16 protein-coding genes are annotated in these 16,758 nt (G+C 71.7%); 12 read left to right on the top strand and 4 right to left on the bottom strand.

The window, feature by feature from the left end:
- Positions 1–29: 29 nt before the first annotated feature.
- The 3 genes from FFA01_RS02945 to leuA all read left to right on the top strand — a co-directional run bounded on the left by FFA01_RS02945 (position 30) and on the right by leuA (position 3,940).
- On the top strand, positions 30–1,301 hold the full coding sequence (locus FFA01_RS02945) for a sensor histidine kinase (RefSeq protein WP_244289673.1): 1,272 nt from the start codon (positions 30–32) through the stop codon (positions 1,299–1,301).
- Positions 1,298–1,966 carry a response regulator gene (locus tag FFA01_RS02940; RefSeq protein ID WP_146852833.1) on the top strand — a complete coding sequence of 223 codons (669 nt, stop codon included), beginning with the start codon at positions 1,298–1,300 and terminating at the stop codon, positions 1,964–1,966. Before FFA01_RS02945 ends, FFA01_RS02940 begins: the two co-directional genes overlap by 4 nt.
- A gap of 213 nt (positions 1,967–2,179) precedes the next feature.
- Positions 2,180–3,940 carry a 2-isopropylmalate synthase gene (leuA, locus tag FFA01_RS02935; protein WP_146852831.1) on the top strand — a complete coding sequence of 587 codons (1,761 nt, stop codon included), beginning with the start codon at positions 2,180–2,182 and terminating at the stop codon, positions 3,938–3,940.
- A gap of 511 nt (positions 3,941–4,451) precedes the next feature.
- On the opposite strand, the gene FFA01_RS02930 is transcribed toward leuA, so the two are convergent.
- The gene (locus FFA01_RS02930; protein ID WP_146852829.1) at positions 4,452–5,114 is read right to left on the bottom strand and encodes a trimeric intracellular cation channel family protein; all 663 of its coding nucleotides are present in this window, start codon (positions 5,112–5,114) and stop codon (positions 4,452–4,454) included.
- Positions 5,115–5,148: 34 nt separating this feature from the next.
- Here FFA01_RS02930 and recO point away from each other — a divergent pair, with 34 nt between their 5' ends.
- Together recO and FFA01_RS02920 are read left to right on the top strand one after the other, a co-directional pair.
- Positions 5,149–5,970: a DNA repair protein RecO gene (gene recO, locus FFA01_RS02925; protein ID WP_146852827.1), complete on the top strand. Its 822-nt coding sequence runs from the start codon at positions 5,149–5,151 to the stop codon at positions 5,968–5,970.
- Positions 5,967–6,761 (top strand): isoprenyl transferase, encoded by a 795-nt coding sequence (locus FFA01_RS02920; RefSeq protein WP_146852825.1) that lies wholly within the window; start codon positions 5,967–5,969, stop codon positions 6,759–6,761. Before recO ends, FFA01_RS02920 begins: the two co-directional genes overlap by 4 nt.
- Before the next feature lie 125 nt (positions 6,762–6,886).
- On the opposite strand, the gene FFA01_RS02915 is transcribed toward FFA01_RS02920, so the two are convergent.
- The gene (locus tag FFA01_RS02915) at positions 6,887–7,540 is read right to left on the bottom strand and encodes a hypothetical protein (RefSeq protein WP_146852823.1); all 654 of its coding nucleotides are present in this window, start codon (positions 7,538–7,540) and stop codon (positions 6,887–6,889) included.
- A gap of 34 nt (positions 7,541–7,574) precedes the next feature.
- Entirely contained in the window at positions 7,575–8,525 is a 951-nt protein-coding gene (locus FFA01_RS02910) for a LysR family transcriptional regulator (RefSeq protein ID WP_146852821.1), read from the bottom strand.
- Positions 8,526–8,606: 81 nt separating this feature from the next.
- Between FFA01_RS02910 and FFA01_RS02905 the strand changes: the two genes are divergently transcribed.
- From FFA01_RS02905 to FFA01_RS15840, 5 genes are all read left to right on the top strand, one after another.
- A complete protein-coding gene (locus FFA01_RS02905; RefSeq protein WP_146852819.1) occupies positions 8,607–9,677 on the top strand; it encodes an aminotransferase class V-fold PLP-dependent enzyme in 1,071 nt (356 codons plus the stop codon).
- Positions 9,678–9,762: 85 nt separating this feature from the next.
- Complete coding sequence (locus FFA01_RS02900) at positions 9,763–11,148, top strand: glycine--tRNA ligase (RefSeq protein ID WP_146852817.1); 1,386 nt, start codon at positions 9,763–9,765, stop codon at positions 11,146–11,148.
- 480 nt (positions 11,149–11,628) lie between these two features.
- Positions 11,629–12,594, top strand: coding sequence for a putative endonuclease domain-containing protein (locus tag FFA01_RS02895; RefSeq protein WP_146852815.1), 966 nt, complete (start codon positions 11,629–11,631; stop codon positions 12,592–12,594).
- Positions 12,595–12,780: 186 nt separating this feature from the next.
- On the top strand, positions 12,781–13,437 hold the full coding sequence (locus FFA01_RS02890; protein WP_146852813.1) for a DsbA family oxidoreductase: 657 nt from the start codon (positions 12,781–12,783) through the stop codon (positions 13,435–13,437).
- Positions 13,434–13,586, top strand: coding sequence for a hypothetical protein (locus FFA01_RS15840; RefSeq protein WP_167627263.1), 153 nt, complete (start codon positions 13,434–13,436; stop codon positions 13,584–13,586). The genes FFA01_RS02890 and FFA01_RS15840 overlap by 4 nt, the downstream gene beginning before the upstream one ends.
- A gap of 17 nt (positions 13,587–13,603) precedes the next feature.
- Here the strand turns inward: FFA01_RS15840 and FFA01_RS02885 are convergent, their stop codons facing one another.
- On the bottom strand, positions 13,604–14,143 hold the full coding sequence (locus FFA01_RS02885; RefSeq protein WP_146852811.1) for an aminoacyl-tRNA deacylase: 540 nt from the start codon (positions 14,141–14,143) through the stop codon (positions 13,604–13,606).
- A gap of 15 nt (positions 14,144–14,158) precedes the next feature.
- On the opposite strand from FFA01_RS02885, the gene dusB reads away from it, so the two are divergent.
- Both dusB and FFA01_RS02875 read left to right on the top strand, forming a co-directional pair.
- On the top strand, positions 14,159–15,316 hold the full coding sequence (gene dusB / locus FFA01_RS02880) for a tRNA dihydrouridine synthase DusB (protein WP_146852809.1): 1,158 nt from the start codon (positions 14,159–14,161) through the stop codon (positions 15,314–15,316).
- A gap of 128 nt (positions 15,317–15,444) precedes the next feature.
- Positions 15,445–16,713, top strand: a complete 1,269-nt coding sequence (locus FFA01_RS02875; RefSeq protein WP_244289672.1) for a deoxyguanosinetriphosphate triphosphohydrolase — start codon at positions 15,445–15,447, stop codon at positions 16,711–16,713.
- Positions 16,714–16,758: the final 45 nt, after the last annotated feature.

The following is a 16,758-nucleotide window of genomic DNA, read 5'->3' as shown; positions in this document are numbered from 1 at the left end:
TGCCCTGCCGAGGGCCCTACGGTAGACGAGTGATCTTCCGCCGCCTCGCCCCCTACCAGGTGGTCGTCGACGTCGTGGCGGCCGTCCTGCTCTGGCTCGCGGCCTTCACGCTCGCCGCCTACGACTCCTCCAGCGCCCTCATCGCGCTCGGCCTCGCCGTCGCCCTGGCGCTCCGACGGCTGTCGCCCACCCTGTCGCTCTCGCTGGCCTGGGTCGTCGCGATCGTCGAGATGGTCACCCGTGCCACGCCCGACGTGAGCAACCTCGCCATCTGCGCCATCCTCTACACGGTGGCCGCCTACGGCAGCGACCGGGTCAAGTGGGCCGGTCTCGTGTCGGTGGGTCTCGGGGCGGCGGTGGGCACCTTCTACCTGACGTTCGTCCAGAGCTCGATCTTCGGCGTGTCCTACGACGTGAGCGGCATCACCGACGTCGTCACGATCCTCCTGCAGGTCGGCATCACGTTCCTCGGCCTGCTGGCCCTGCTCGGGCTCCCCTGGGCGGGCGGACTCCTGGCCCGGTCGCGGTCGGCCGAGCGCACCAGCCGAGAGGCCCGCCTGGTGGCGGAACGCGAGACGATCCGGGCCGAGGGCGAGGCGGCGCGGGCCGAGCGCGAGGCGGCTCGGGCCGAACGCGACATCGCCGTCGAGCAGGAGCGCAACCGCATCGCCCGCGACATGCACGACGTCGTCGCCCACTCGCTGGCCGTGGTGATCGCTCAGGCCGACGGGGCGCGGTACGCCGCGAGGGTCGATCCGACCAGCGTCGACGAGGCCCTCTCCACGATCGCGTCGACCGCCCGTGAGGCCCTCGGCGACGTGCGCGTGCTCCTCGGACAGCTCCGGCACAGCCAGGGCGAGACGCCGCAACCCGCCCTCGGCGACCTCGACCGTCTGCTCGATCAGATGCGCGCCTCCGGCCTCGTCATCGATCGTCGCGTCGTCGGCGAGCCCCAGCAGCTGGGCACGAACCGTCAGCTGGCGGTCTTCCGCATCGTGCAGGAGTCGCTGACGAACGTCCTGCGGCACGGCGCGGCCGACCACCCGGTCGATCTCCTCTTCGACTGGCGGTACGAGTCCCTGCATGTTGTCGTGAGCAACATCGTCCGACCCGTCACCCGTCCGGTCTCGACACCGTCGTCGACGGAGGAGCGCCGGGGCGGGCACGGTCTCGACGGCATGAGAGAGCGCGCCACCCTCGCGGGAGGTTCGCTGACCACGCAGAACGCCGACGGCCGATTCGTCGTCCACGCCATCGTGCCGACCCTGGCACTCACCCAAGAAGTAGGTCTCGCCCGATGACTCCCACGCCGATCCGCGTCGCCCTGGTCGACGACCAGGCCCTGTTCCGAGCCGGCATCAAGATGCTGGTCGGCTCGCAGCCCGACCTCCTCTTCGTGGGCGAGGCGAGCAACGGCGAAGAGGGCGTCGCGATGGTCGCCGAGACGACGCCCGACGTGGTCCTGATGGACATCCGCATGCCCGTCATGGATGGCATCGCCGCGACCTCGGCCGTGCTCGCGCAGGCCGAGGCGGCCGCCCGCAGGGCTCCGCGCATCATCGTCCTCACGACGTTCGACCTCGACGAGGCCGCCACGAGAGCCATCCGAGGAGGCGCGAGCGGCTTCGTCCTGAAAGACGCCGACCCCGAGTTCCTCCTGGCGGCCATCCGCACGGTGCACTCCGGCAACGCGGTGATCGCCGCCTCCGCCACGCGAGAGCTCTTCGAGCACTTCGACGGTCGCGGTTCACGCACGGTCCCCGAGGCGTTCCGCACGCTGACCACGCGAGAGCGCGACATCTTCGATCTGGCCGCACGTGGACTGAGCAACTCCGAGATCGCCGCACGCGAGTTCCTCAGCGAGGCCACGGTCAAGACCCACATCAGCCGCGTGCTGTCGAAGCTGTCGCTCCGCGACCGCGTCCAGCTGGTGGTCTACGCGTACGAGCACGGTCTGGCGCAGTGAGCGCGACCGTCTGAGGCCCGCATCGAGGCCGGCAGCGCGCCTCCTCGGTCGCCCCGTCGCCATCGACGGTGCTAGCCTCGGTGCGTGCTGTTCGGTCTGCTCCTCCTTAGCTGCCGCGACGAGTCCTAGCCCAGGCCTCCCTCGTCGCGGAGTTCGTCGTCGGCTGACCATCCACGCGCTGACACTCGTCAGCCCGCCCAGGAGCTCGAGACCATGAAGAACAACCAGACCGCGTCGGCGATGCCGATCCACAAGTACCGCCCGTACCACGAGCAGATCGCCGTCGACCTGCCCGATCGCACCTGGCCGTCGAAGCGCATCACGGAGGCGCCGCGCTGGTGCGCCGTCGATCTCCGTGACGGCAACCAGGCGCTGATCGACCCGATGAGCCCCGAGCGCAAGCGCATCATGTTCGACCTCTTGGTCGGCATGGGCTACAAGGAGATCGAGGTCGGGTTCCCGAGCGCCTCGCAGACCGACTTCGACTTCGTCCGCAGCCTCATCGACGAGGGCGCGATTCCCGACGACGTCACCATCCAGGTGCTCACGCAGGCGCGCGAGCACCTGATCACCCGCACCTACGAGTCCATCGCCGGAGCCAAGCAGGCGATCGTGCACCTGTACAACTCCACCAGCGTGCTGCAGCGCGACGTCGTCTTCCGCACGGACCGTCAGGGCATCGTCGACATCGCGCTCGAGGGCGTCCGGCTCTGTCTCGAGGCGGAGAAGACGATCCCCGAGACCGCGGTCTTCTACGAGTACTCGCCCGAGAGCTACACGGGGACCGAGCTCGAGTTCGCGCGCGACATCTGCAACCAGGTCATCGAGGCGTTCGACGCGACGCCCGAACGGCCTGTCATCATCAACCTGCCGGCCACCGTCGAGATGGCCACCCCCAACGTCTACGCCGACTCGATCGAATGGATGCACCGCAATCTGGCCCGGCGCGACAGCGTCATCCTGTCGCTGCACCCGCACAACGACCGTGGAACGGGCATCGCCGCGGCCGAGCTCGGCTACCTGGCCGGCGCCGACCGCATCGAAGGGTGCCTGTTCGGCAACGGCGAGCGGACGGGCAACGTCGATCTCGTCGCGCTCGGCATCAACCTCTTCACGCAGGGGATCGACCCGCAGATCGACTTCAGCGATCTCGACATGGTCAAGCGCACCGCCGAGCACTGCAACCAGCTCCCCGTGCACGAGCGCAGCCCGTGGGCGGGCGACCTGGTCTACACGGCGTTCTCCGGCTCCCACCAGGACGCCATCAAGAAGGGCTTCGAGGCCATGGCGAGCACCGCGGCCGCTCGCGGGGTCGACGTCGACGAGCTCGAGTGGGCCGTCCCCTATCTGCCGGTGGACCCGAAGGACCTCGGTCGGAGCTACGAGGCCGTCATCCGCGTCAACTCGCAGTCGGGCAAGGGCGGCGTCGCCTACCTGCTCAAGGCCGACCATGCGATCGACCTGCCGCGCAAGCTCCAGATCGAGTTCAGCGGGGTCGTCCAGGCTCGGACCGACACCGAGGGCGGCGAGATGACGAGCCCGCACATCTGGTCCATCTTCCAGGACGAGTACCTGCCGGCCGCCGACACCGACGACAAGTGGGGCCGCTTCGAGCTGACCCGGACGAGCACGTCGAGCGACATGTCGGGAGAGACGACTCTCGAGGTCGATCTGAGGATCGGCGACGACGTGGAGTCGACCTCGGGCCGAGGCACCGGCCCGATCGCCGCGTTCATCGCGGTGCTGGCCGACCACGGCGTGCAGGTGAAGCTGTACGACTACGTCGAGCACACGCTGAGCGCCAGCGGCGACGCCCAGGCTGCCGCCTACGTCGAGCTCGACGTCGACGGCACGCGTCTCTGGGGCGTCGGCATCGACGCCGACATCTCGACGGCGTCGCTCAAGGCGATCGTCTCGGCAGTCAACCGCGCCCTGCGTGCGACGAGCGGGGCTCGCCGGCTCGCCGCCGTCTGACGACGAGGCCGCCGCGTCCGGCGCCATGACGTGGGCGGCCGTCGTCGGCAACTCCTGCCCGGTGCTGCGCGGCAGACGACGTAGTGCGGCTCCGGCGGCCGCGGGGCAGCACGCGCCAGGAGTTGCCGACCCGTGTCCGCCCCGCGCCGCTCTGTGTCGACCCGGAGTGCCCGACAGCCCGAGCGGGGCGTGCGGGCGTTCGGGTCGTTCCGCGGGCGGCCGTCGTCGGCAAGTCCTGCCCGGTGCTGCGCGGCAGACGACGTAGTGCGGCTCCGGCGGCCGCGGGGCCGCACGCGCCAGGAGTTGCCGACCGAGACGGGCGACGGGGCGGGCGGGCGTGCGGATCGTTCCCCGCGTCGCCATCGTCGGCAAGTCCTGCCGGGTGCTGCGCGGCCGACGACTCCATGCGGCTCCGGTGGCCGCGGGGCAGCACACGCCAGGAGTTGCCGACCCGGGCGGGCGGCGCGGCCCGCCGGGCCCGCCGGGCCCGCCGGGGCGGCCGAGTGCGCACTCAGCGGGGGCGCCGCCAGCGCGGAAGGCGGCTGAGCGCCCGCTGCTCGGGCAGGGTCCACCCGAAGCGCACCGCGAGCATGCGGATGACGAGCGTCACGGAGGTGCCCACGATGGCGGCGACGGCGACCGGTGCACCGAGGGCGACCGCGACCACGAGGACGATCGTCCCGGCCGCGGCGGCGACCGCGTAGAGCGACCCCACGTGCATCATCGCGATCGTCAGGTTCATCAGGAGATCCCGTAAGACGGAGCCGCCCACCGCGGCGATCACCCCCACGAACACGGCGGGGATCTCGGGCAGCCCGAGCGACAGCGCCTTGGTCGTCCCGATGGCGCCGAGCAGCCCGATGGTGAGGGCGTCGAGCACGGTGATGAGGCCGGCGAGCCGGTCGAAGACCCGCTGCAGCGCCATGCCGAGGATGGCCGCGAGCACGGCGACCGTGAGGTACCAGTTGCTGGTCATCGCCCGCGGCACGACGCCCAGCAGGACGTCGCGCAGCACGCCGCCGCCCAGGCCGGTCGCGATGCCGATGATCGCGATGCCGAGGAGGTCGAGGCGGCGGTCCTTGAACTCGGAGGCGAACATCGCCCCTTGCAGGCTGCCGATGCCGACGGCGAGAAGATCCACCCACAGAGGTACGGCGAAGGCTGTGGCGTGCATCCGACGTTTGTACCACGCGGGGGATACTGGGGGAGTGCCCGTCTACCGTGATGAATGCGTCATCCTGCGCACCCACAAGCTGGGCGAGGCCGACCGCATCCTCACGATGCTCAGTCGCAACCACGGCAAGATCCGTGCGGTGGCCAAGGGCGTGCGGCGCACGGCGTCGAAGTTCGGCGCCCGCCTCGAGCCGATGATGGTCGCCGACCTCCAGCTCTACGAGGGCCGTTCGCTCGACATCGTCCAGCAGGCGGAGTCGCTCGGTTCGTACGGGGCCGTCATCGCCGCCGACTACGCGAGCTACACCGCCGGCAGCGTCATGGTCGAGACGGCCGACAAGCTCACGGAGGCCGAGGCGGGCCTGCAGCAGTACCTCCTCCTCGTGGGCGCGCTGCGGTCGCTGTCCCGGGGCGAGCACGCCCCGCAGCTCACCCTCGACTCGTACCTCCTCCGGGCGCTCAGCGTGGCGGGCTGGTCGCCCAGCTTCGGCGACTGCGCCGTGACGGGCGCGCCGGGGCCGCACACGGCGTTCGTCGTGCAGCTCGGCGGCGTGGTGGCGGACTCCCACGCGCCTCCCGGGGCTCCGAGGCTCTCGAAGGAGGCGCTGGCCCTGTTGTCGGCGCTGCTGACCGGAGACTGGGCGGTCGCCGAGAGCGCGCCCGAGCACACCCGCAACCAGGCCAGCGGCGTCGTCGCCGCCTACACCCAGTGGCATCTCGAGCGCGGACTCCGCTCTCTGCAGCATGTCGATCGCGAGCCCGGAACCCGGGCCCTCACCGCGTCGCAGGCTCCTGCGCCGCCGTCCCTCTCGGCGACACCCGCCGGACCCCTCTCACCCCCGAAAGCGCATCCGTGAAGAAGACCCACCGCGACGCGGCCGATTTCCGTCCCCTCGACTGGACGGGCGTCTACCCGCCCGCCCTGCCGAAGGGCGCCGTCCCCGGTCACGTCGCCATCGTCATGGACGGCAACGGACGCTGGGCCAACGGCAAGGGCCTCACCCGCGTCGAGGGGCACAAGGCCGGCGAGATGTCGCTGCTCGACGTCGTCGCCGGAGCGATCCAGATGGGGGTCAAGCACCTCAGCGTCTACGCGTTCTCGACCGAGAACTGGAAGCGATCGCCCGACGAGGTGCGGTTCCTGATGGGCTTCAACCGGGACGTCCTGCACCGGAGGCGCGACCAGCTGAACGCCTGGGGCGTGCGTGTCCGGTGGGCCGGCCGCCGACCCCGCCTGTGGGGATCGGTCATCAAGGAGCTGATGTTCGCCGAGGAGCTCACCAAGGGCAACGACGTCCTGACCCTGACGATGTGCGTCAACTACGGAGGCCGCACCGAGATCGCCGATGCGGTGCGGGCCATCGCCGACGACGTCGCCGCCGGCCGGCTCAAACCCTCGGGGGTGAGCGAGAGGCTGATCCAGAAGCACCTCTACACCGCCGACCTGCCCGACGTCGACCTCTTCGTGCGCAGCTCGGGCGAGCAGCGCACGAGCAACTTCCTGCTCTGGCAGTCGGCGTACGCCGAGATGGTGTTCCTCGACCGGCTGTGGCCCGACTTCACGCGCACCGACCTCTGGGAGGCGGTGACGACCTACGCCGCGCGCTCGCGCCGGTTCGGCGGGGCCGTCGACGCCCCCACCGCCTAGCGTTCGACGGAGGGGCCCGGCCGTCGGTCGGCGGCGCCCGGTCGCCAGCGGACGGCGCCCCGCCGCAAGTCGGCGGCGCCCGGTCGCCAGCGGACGGCGCCCCGCCACCGGTCGGCGGCGCCCGGTCAGAACTGGATGTTCGCCCCGAGGAAGATCCGCTCCGCGGGCCAGAGGAACTGCAGCGTGAGCGGCCCGTCCGTGTCGCGGTGGAACCAGGCGTTCGCGAAGACGACCGACTCGCCCGGCAGCAGATACCAGGTAGCGGCGTCGGCGGGGAACTGCGCGTCGAGCTCCGTCTCGTAGCCGAGCGAGGTGAGCAGGTCGCGGCCCGCGAAGACGTCCTGCGTCGCGAGGTCGTTGCCGTACGACGAGTAGTCGGCGCTGAGGTCGGTCAGGTCGAGGCGTCGTTGCGAGTTGTTGGTGAGCACGTAGGCCGTCGCCTGGACGGCCGTTCCGACCGGGAAGGGGTCGGTCCCGTCCGGTCGGGCGTAGATCGACGGCTCGGTGGTCGTCAGCCGGCCCACGTCGTAGATGTAGATGGTCAGGTCGCTGTAGTTGACCTGGTTCAGGAGGGTCCCGCCCGGGGCGAGCTCGTCGGGCGAGGACCCGCCGCCGGTGCCCGGGGCACCGGTCACCTGGGGCTGCGGGGGAGCGGAGGAGGGACCTCCCGCCGCCCCGCCGTCCACGGGAGACAGGGCGTCGAGATCCGCGAAGCAGCCCGTGAGGCCGACGAGCGTCGTCACGACCACCGCCGCCGAGGCGAGCACTCTTCTGCGCACGGATCGAACACCTTCCCGAAGTCGTCCGGTCAGCCTAACCCTCGTCCTCCGGACCGCCGCCCAGGGCGGTGAGCCCGTGGAGGCGCGGGTCCAGCGCCCGGATCGCCTCGGTCACGGCACGGACGCTCGGCACCCGGCGCGCTCCCGGGCGGTGGACCACGCCGATCCGCCGCCCCATCGACGTCGGGAGCTCGACGACGCGGACCCCCTGCGGCATCGCGGCCGCCTGCAGCGAGAGCCGGGGGAGCAGCGCCACGCCCATCCCGGCCGCGACGAGCCCGAGCACGGCCAGCGCGTTGTCGGTCTCGAGGACGATGTCGGGCGCGAACCCCGAGGCCGCGCAGCTCGCCAGGAGGTGCCCGCGGCACCGGGGGCAGCCGCCGATCCATCGGGCGTCCGCGAGGTCCGCGAAATCGGACCCCTCGCTGAAGGCGTGGTCGTCGGGCACGACGAGCACCGTGCGGTCGAGGTAGGCGGGTTCTTCGTGGAGCCCCTCCGGGACGCGCTCGGCGAGCCCGGCTCCCGGATGCGTGAAGGTGAGCGCGACGTCGGCGGTGCCGTCGCGCAGCAGCGCGAGCGCCTCGGGCGGCTCGGCCTCGACGTAGGCGACCTGCAGCCCGGGGTGCCGGCGTCGCAGCCGCGACAGCACGTCGGGCACGATCGTCGAGGAGGCGCTGGGGAACCCGGTCAGCCGCACCCGACCCGAGGCGGCCCCGCCGAGCTGGTCGAGCTCCTGCCGCGCGGCGTCGAGCGCCGCCTGCACGTGCACCGCGTGCTCGGCCAGACGCATCCCGGCCTCGGTGAGCCGGACCCCTCGGCCGGTCCGCAGGACCAGGGGATGCCCCATCCGGGCCTCGGCCCGCCGGAGGTGCTGGCTCACGGCGGGCTGGCTGTAGCCCAGCCGGGCGGCCGCGGCGGTGATCGTGCCCGCGTCGGCGAGGGCGCGCACGACGCGCAGCGTCTGGAGGTCGAGGTCGTCGCTCATCCCCACACCATAAGCGACGGTTATGGAAAGCCCACGACACTGGTGCTTGTCGTTCGGTGAGCGTCTCGTCAGGCTGGAGGCATGTCCGACTCGACCCGCGCCTCCTGGTCTCCCTCGCTCGACGAGGTCGCCCGGTCGTTCGCGCCGCGCACCGGCTATCTGGCCGCCTGCACGATGGGCCTGCCGATGCAGGCCACGCTCGACGCGCAGCGGCTCGATCTCGAGGCCTGGCGAACGGGCCGGACCTCGCCGGTCGACTACGGAGGGGTCGTCGAGGAGGCACGGGGCGCGTACGCGACGCTGGTGGGCGTCCCCGCCTCCCGGGTCGCGATCGGCTCGCAGACGTCGGCCATGGTCGCCGTCGTGGCCGCAGCCGTCCCCGACGGGGCCGAGGTCCTCTGCGTCGAGGGCGACTTCAGCTCGATGGTGTTCCCGTTCGCCCAGCAGGCCCACCGGGGCGTCACCGTGCGCAGCGTGCCACTGGGCGAGCTGGCGTCGTCAGTCACGGACGCGACCTGGCTGGTGGCCTGGTCGACCGTCCAGTCGGCGACCGGGGCGTGCGCCGACGACGCCGCGATCGTCGCCGCGTCGCGCCGTCACGGGGCGCTGACGCTCTGCGACCTGACCCAGGCGGCCGGCGTCCTGCCGGTCGACGCGGGTCGCTACGACCTGACCGTGTGCCACGCCTACAAGTGGCTCTGCAGCCCGCGCGGGGTGGCCTTCCTGACGATCGCCGAGTCGGCGGCGCCGAGGCTGCGACCGGTCCAGGCGGGCTGGTACGCGGGGGAGTCCGTCTGGGGCTCGTGCTACGGACCGGAGATGCATCTCGCCGGCGACGCCCGCGCCTTCGACGTCTCACCCGCCTGGCCGGCCTGGGTCGGCGCCCTTCCGGCTCTGACCGCGTTCTCGGGGCTGGACGTGTCCGAGGTCTGGGCCCACGCCTCCTCGCTGGGGGATCTGCTCTGCGACGGGCTCGACCTCGACCGTCAGGGGCAGGCGATCGTCACCTGGCCGGACACCGGCGGCGACCTCCCCTCGCTGGCCGCGGCGGGACTCACCGCGTCGGGTCGCGCCGGGCGGGTCCGGGTGGCGTTCCACCTCTGGAACGACGAGGACGACGTCGCCGCGGTCGTGCGGGCGCTGCGCCCGTAGCCCGCCGCCCTCCCGGCTAGAGTTGCCGGGTACCTCGGCCGACCGGGCATCCAGCTCGGGCCTCAACACAATCGGAGCATCACACGTGGCAGCACCCAACCGTCTCGATTCCGTCATCGCCCTGGCCAAGCGCCGAGGCTTCGTCTTCCAGTCGGGAGAGATCTACGGCGGTTCGCGCTCGGCCTGGGACTACGGCCCCCTCGGCGTCGCTCTGAAGGAGAACATCAAGCGCCAGTGGTGGCAGACCATGGTGCAGGGTCGCGACGACGTCGTGGGCCTCGACTCGGCCGTCATCCTGCCGCGACAGGTGTGGGAGGCATCCGGGCACGTCGACGTGTTCAGCGACCCCCTGGTCGAGTCCCTGCACACCCACAAGCGCTACCGCGCCGACCACCTGCTCGAGGCGTACGAGGCCAAGCACGGCCACCCGCCCGAGAACGGCCTCGCCGACGTGCGCGACCCCGACACCGGGCAGCCCGGTTCGTGGACCGAGCCGCAGAACTTCTCGGGTCTGCTCAAGACCTTCCTGGGTCCGGTCGACAACGAGCAGGGGATGGCCTACCTGCGACCCGAGACGGCGCAGGGCATCTTCACGAACTTCGACAACATCCTGCAGTCGTCGCGCATCAAGCCCCCGTTCGGCATCGGCCAGATCGGCAAGAGCTTCCGCAACGAGATCACGCCCGGCAACTTCATCTTCCGCACCCGCGAGTTCGAGCAGATGGAGATGGAGTTCTTCGTCGAGCCCGGCACGGACGAGGACTGGCACCAGTACTGGATCGACCAGCGCTTCCAGTGGTACGTCGACCTCGGCATCGACCCCGAGAACCTCCGTCTGTACGAGCACGCCGCCGAGAAGCTCTCGCACTACTCCAAGCGCACCGTCGACATCGAGTACCGCTTCCGCTTCGCCGGCGGCGAGTTCGGCGAGCTCGAGGGCATCGCCAACCGCACGGACTACGACCTGCGGACGCACGCCGAGGCGTCCGGGAAGGACCTCTCGTACTTCGACCAGGCCAAGAACGAGCGCTGGACCCCGTTCGTCATCGAGCCCGCGGCCGGCCTCACGCGATCGCTCATGGCCTTCCTCGTCGACGCCTACACCGAGGACGAGGCGCCGAACGCCAAGGGCGGCGTCGACAAGCGCACGGTGCTGAAGCTCGACCGACGTCTGGCGCCCATCAAGGTCGCCGTGCTGCCGCTGAGCCGCAACGAGCGGCTGTCGCCGCTGGCTCGCGAGCTCGCCGCCGACCTGCGCAAGTACTGGAACATCGACTTCGACGACGCCGGGGCCATCGGCCGGCGGTACCGCCGCCAGGACGAGATCGGCACGCCGTTCTGCGTCACGGTCGACTTCGACTCGCTGGACGACGACGCGGTGACGGTGCGAGAGCGCGACACCATGGAGCAGCAGCGCATGCCGCTGGCGCAGCTGCGCGGCTACCTCGCCGAGCAGCTCCTCGGCGCCTAGCCGCCCCGAGGCGCGCCGCGGCCGCCTTGCACCGCTGCCGCCCTCGGCGCCGTCGCACTGCGGAGGTGCGAGCGGCCGCGGCGCACGGCTCCACGCTCCGTCGGCAACTCCTCCAGCGTGCTGAGTTCAGCCCCTCGGTTCCGGCGTGTCGGTGAGCCGCGGCGCTGGGCCCCTGAGTTGCCCGCGCCGACGCGCACTCGGCCGATGGGTTCCTGCCGACGGGCGGTGCGGGCCTCTCATCCGTGCGAGCCGACCTCATCCGCCGCGCCTCGGGTCCGCACCGGTCGGCAACTCCTCCCTCCTGCGGCGCGACGTCCCTGCCGCGCGGCGTGTCGCTGCCCTCGGCGCCACGCGTGAGGAGTTCCCGGCCGGCCGCGATGTGGACGTCGACGACGGCCGACTCCTTCCCAGCCGATCGTCGACCGAGTCCCGTCCACACCGCGCCTCCCTCCTGTCGAACCACTCGGGATCGTGTCGGTCATGACCTCGATTGACGAACTCGTCTTCGCCGCGGGCGGCCTGCTGCACAAGCGCGATCTCGTGGCGCACGGAGCCACCGACCGCCATCTCACCGTCGCCGTCCGATCCCGCCGGGTCCGGCGACCGCGACGTGGATGGTATTCGACCTGGCCGCCCGACGACCCGCGTTTCGTCGCCGTCGCCGTCGGCGGTCGACTCACCGGGGCGTCGGCCCTGCGGCAGTGGGGGGCCTGGTCGTGGCACGAGCCGCCCATCACCGTGTCGGTCCCGGAGACCGCGTCACGACTGCGACGTCGGAGAGGCGTCCGCGTCGTCTGGGATCCGCGCGAGCTCTCTCAGCGGGGGACGACCTGGTCGGTCGACCCCCGCGATGCCCTGGCTCGGGCGGTCACGGAGACCGAGTCCCTCGAGGACGCCGTGATCCTCGTGGATTGGGCTCGCGCGGTCGGACTCGTCGCAGACGACACGGACGCCGCCGAGGTGCTCTCACGGCGACGCGCGGATGCAGCGGGACTCGTCGCCTGGAGCGACGTCGGTGTCGACAGCATCCTCGAGAGCGCTGCCGGTACCCGCCTGCGGCTGCGCGGGCATCACATCGAACGTCAGGTGCCCGTCGGACCGGGAGGCCACCGCATCGACATGCTCGTGGGTGGCGTGGTGGGTCTCGAGACCGATGGTCGCGAGCATCATGAGCACCGCTTCGAGAAGGATCGCGGGAAGGACGCCAGGATCGCGCTGGAGGGTCTGGTCCCGTTTCGGGCGAGCTCCTCGATGGTCCGCGAGGAGTGGCCGTTGGTGCTCGCCGTCGTCGACGCCCTGACGGCGACTGCGGGTGGCCCGAGGATCCTGCCGCGCGTCGAGAACTCCGGTCGGCCGAGGGTGCTCGGGCCGCGCGGTCGCCGAAAATGGCGGTTGTCGGTGTTGCGTCGCCGCAAGGTGCAGGAGTTGTCGCCGGGGGCCGTGTAGAGCGCGCCTGAGTGGGCGGCAGCGCCGCGTCGAGCCGGACGAGCAGGGCGGAGCAGGGCGGCAGCGCCGCGTCGAGCCGCGCGAAGCAGGGCGGTGGGACGAAGCGGAGCCGGCGGCCGGGCGCGGTCGGCGGGTACGCCCCACTCGCGTGGGAATGCCGTGGGCCGGAGCGCGGTTGCCGAGGCTGTGACTGAATCGCAGAACCCCGTCAAGGTCGACATCTGGTCGGACATCGCCTGCCCCTGGTGCTTCATCGGCAAGCGGAAGTTCGAGGACGCCGTCGAGCGCTACGGCCGCCCCGTCGACATCGAGTACCACTCGTTCGAGCTCTCGCCCGACACCCCGGTCGACTTCGAGGGCGACGAGGTCGACTTCCTCGCCAAGCACAAGGGGATGCCCGCCGACCAGGTGAAGGGCATGCTGAGCCAGGTGTCGGGCATCGCCGCCGAGGTCGGACTCGCCTACGACTTCGAGCACCTCCAGCACACGAACACGGTCAAGGCGCACGAGCTCCTGCACTTCGCGAAGGCGAACGGGCGTCAGCGCGAGATGAAGGAGCGCCTGCTGTCCGCCTACTTCGAGGAGGGTCGCCACGTCGGCCGCATCGACGATCTCGTCGCGCTGGCGGCCGAGGTCGGGCTGGATCCCGAGGAGGCGCGTCTCGCTCTGACGGACGCGCGTCACCTCCCCGACGTGCGTGCCGACCAGGCGCAGGCGCAGGCCTACGGAATCACGGGTGTCCCGTTCTTCGTGCTCGACGGCCGATACGGCATCTCCGGTGCGCAGGCCCCCGAGGCGTTCCTCCAGGCTCTCGAGCAGGTCGGCTCGGAGGCGGACCGATGACCGACGCCCCGGCCCCCGGGTTCACGATGCTGGGTTCGGCCGACGCCGTCGTCTGCGACGGCGACTCCTGCGCCCTGCCGTCGACGGCGGATCGGCCGGCGACCACCGACGGGCCTCGGACGGCGGAGACCGCCGCCCCGCGCTCCTGACCCGAGGAGGCGCGGCGTCAGTCGCTGATGTCGGCCACGATCGCGTCGTATCCGGCGAGCAGCTCGTCCGCCGAGACGAAGGCGCTGTAGCCGTGCTCGCCCGCTCCGAGCGCCACGCGTCGCCCGACGATGCGGTCGTCGGCGTAGACGGGCCAGGCGGTGCTGCTGCCGATCGGCGTGATGGTGCCGCGTTCGTAGCCGGTCGCCTCGAGCGCCGTCTCGGGGCGGGGCATCGAGAGCCTGTTGACGCCGACCACGGCGCGCAGCTTGGGCCACGAGATCTGCCGGTCGCCGGGCACGAGGGCGAACAGGAACGCCCCGTCGTGTCTCTTTACCACGAGGCTCTTGACGATCGACGAGGGGTCGATGCCCAGCAGTCCGGCCGCGGCCTCGAGCGAATCGGCGGCCGGCCGGGCGACGATCTCGACCTCGACGCCGTGGGCAGCCGCGTCCGACCGGACCCGGTCGAGACCCGCCGCCCGGACCCCGTCGAGGCGGGGGCCGGCGTCGCCGTCGTCCGCCGGACCCGTGCCCTCTGTCACCCTGCCGTCACTCATGGGAGAATCGTATCGATGTCCATTTCCACTCTGCCCTCGCCCGGCCTCTCGATCGGCCCGATCGACGTCGCGTCCCCGGTCGTGCTGGCGCCCATGGCCGGGATCACGAACACGGCCTACCGTCGGCTGTGCCGCGAGTACGGCGCCGGTCTCTACGTCAGCGAGATGATCACGAGTCGCGCTCTCGTCGAGCGCACCCCCGAGTCGATGCGGCTCATCCAGCATCACGAGTCCGAGACCCCGCGCAGCATCCAGCTCTACGGCGTCGAGCCCAACACGGTCGCCGAGGCCGTCACGATGCTCGTCGCCGAGGACCGCGCCGACCACATCGACCTGAACTTCGGCTGCCCGGTTCCGAAGGTGACCCGCAAGGGCGGCGGTTCGGCCCTCCCCTGGAAGACCGGGCTGTTCCGCGAGATCGTCGAGCGCGCCGTGGCCGCCGCCGGCGCCGTCCCGCTCACCGTCAAGATGCGCAAGGGCATCGACTCCGACCACCTCACCTACCTCGAGGCCGCTCGGGCGGCCCAGGGCGCCGGCGTCGCGAGCATCGCCCTGCACGCCCGCACCGCGGCCGACTTCTACTCCGGCACCGCGGACTGGTCCGCCATCGCGACGCTGAAGGAGACCATCTCCGACGTCCCGATCCTCGGGAACGGTGACATCTGGTCGGCGGCCGACGCCCTCCGCATGGTCGACGAGACCGGCTGCGACGGTGTGGTCGTCGGCCGTGGCTGCCTGGGCCGCCCCTGGCTCTTCGGCGACCTCGCCGCGGCGTTCCGCGGCGAGGACCTCAAGGCCGAGCCGACGCTCGGCGAGGTGGGCCGCGCGTTCCGACGTCACGCCGAGCTCATGGTCGAGTTCTGGTCGGGCGACGAGGGGCGGGCGTGTCGCGACATGCGCAAGCACGTCGCCTGGTACTTCAAGGGGTACCCGGTCGGCGGCGAGGTGAGGGCCGCTCTCGCCCTCGCCGACTCCCTCCAGGAGATTGACGATCTGCTCGCGACGATGAACCCCGACGAGCTCTACCCCGGCGAGGCCGCGGAGGGTCCCCGGGGCCGGGCCGGGAGTCCGAAGCGGCCGGCCCTGCCCGACCGCTGGCTCGAGAGCCGCGACCTCGACGAGGCCTTCAAAGCCGAGCTGGCCGCCGCCGAGCTGCATCACAGCGGCGGCTGATCGGCCACCGCCCGACCGGCGCGACCCCGGCGGCCGAGCCGACCCGCGCCTCCCGGACCATCGCCGCGGAACCACCGGCGCCGAACCGCCGCCGCGGAACCATCACCCCCTCCGACCGAAAGGCCCCGGTGCCCACCGAGACCGCCCTGAGCACCTCCGCCGGGTACGAGCCCGCCGACTCCGACCGCTGGCTGCCCGAGCAGCACTCGAACCGTCGCAGCGACTTCGCCCGCGACCGGGCGCGGCTGCTGCACTCCAGCGCGCTGCGCCGACTCGCGGCGAAGACCCAGGTGCTGAGCCCGACGGCCGGTCTCGACTTCGCTCGCAACCGTCTGACGCACTCCCTCGAGGTCGCCCAGGTCGGCCGGGAGCTGGCGACGAGCCTCGGTCTCGACCCCGACGTCGTCGACACGGCCTGTCTCGCGCACGACCTGGGGCATCCGCCCTTCGGGCACAACGGCGAGAAGGCGCTGAACGACTGGTCCGTCGGCATCGGCGGCTTCGAGGGCAACGCGCAGACGCTGCGGCTGCTGACCCGCATCGAGCCGAAGGTCATGGACGACACCGGACGCAGCTACGGCCTCAACCTGACCCGCGCGAGCCTCGACGCGAGCTGCAAGTACCCGTGGCCCGCGGCGCAGGGCGTGCCCGATCCGGGCGGCCGCATGAAGTTCGGCTTCTACGACGACGACACCGAGGCCTTCGAGTGGCTGCGCGCCGGAGCGCCCCGCCGCCGCCGGTGCATCGAGGCGCAGGTCATGGATCTCAGCGACGACATCGCCTACTCGGTCCACGACCTCGAGGACGCCGTCGTTAACGGTTACGTCGACGTCGCGACCCTCGGATCGCGTGAGGGCCACGACGACCTCGTGACGGCGATGCACGAGTGGGTGGGCGGCGAGCTGAGCCGGGACGAGCTCGTCGAGGCCTTCGACCGCCTCCGCGCCCAGCCGTTCTGGGTGGACTCCTACGACGGCGGCCGCCTCGACCAAGCCCGCCTGAAGAACCTCACCAGCCAGCTGATCGGCCGTTTCGCCGGAGCGTCCACGCAGTCGACGCGGGAGTCCTACTCCCAGTCGAGCCTGACCCGGTTCAGCGCGAGCATGGTGGTCCCGCCCGAGGTGATCGGCGAGATCGCCGTGCTGAAGGGGATCGTCGCGGCCTTCGTCATGACCCACGGCACCCGCCAGCCCATCTACCAGCGGCAGCGCGAGCTGCTCACCGGTCTCGCCGACGCCCTCTGGTCGGCCGGACCATCCGAGCTCGACCCGGGTTTCGCGGCCGACTGGGCGGACGCCGGCGACGACACCGCCCGTCGTCGCGTCGTCGTCGACCAGGTCGCGTCGCTGACCGATCAGAGCGCGATGGCCTGGCACGACCGACTCGTCGTCGCGTGAGGCCGGTCGACGGCGCCCACCGCGGGCTCGTGGCGGACCGATCCG

It is taken from the genome of Frigoribacterium faeni (assembly GCF_007988805.1).
Taxonomy (GTDB): Bacteria; Actinomycetota; Actinomycetes; order Actinomycetales; family Microbacteriaceae; genus Frigoribacterium; species Frigoribacterium faeni.
Note: the sequence above shows the minus strand (reverse complement) of the source record. Positions and strands in the feature narration are given on the sequence as shown.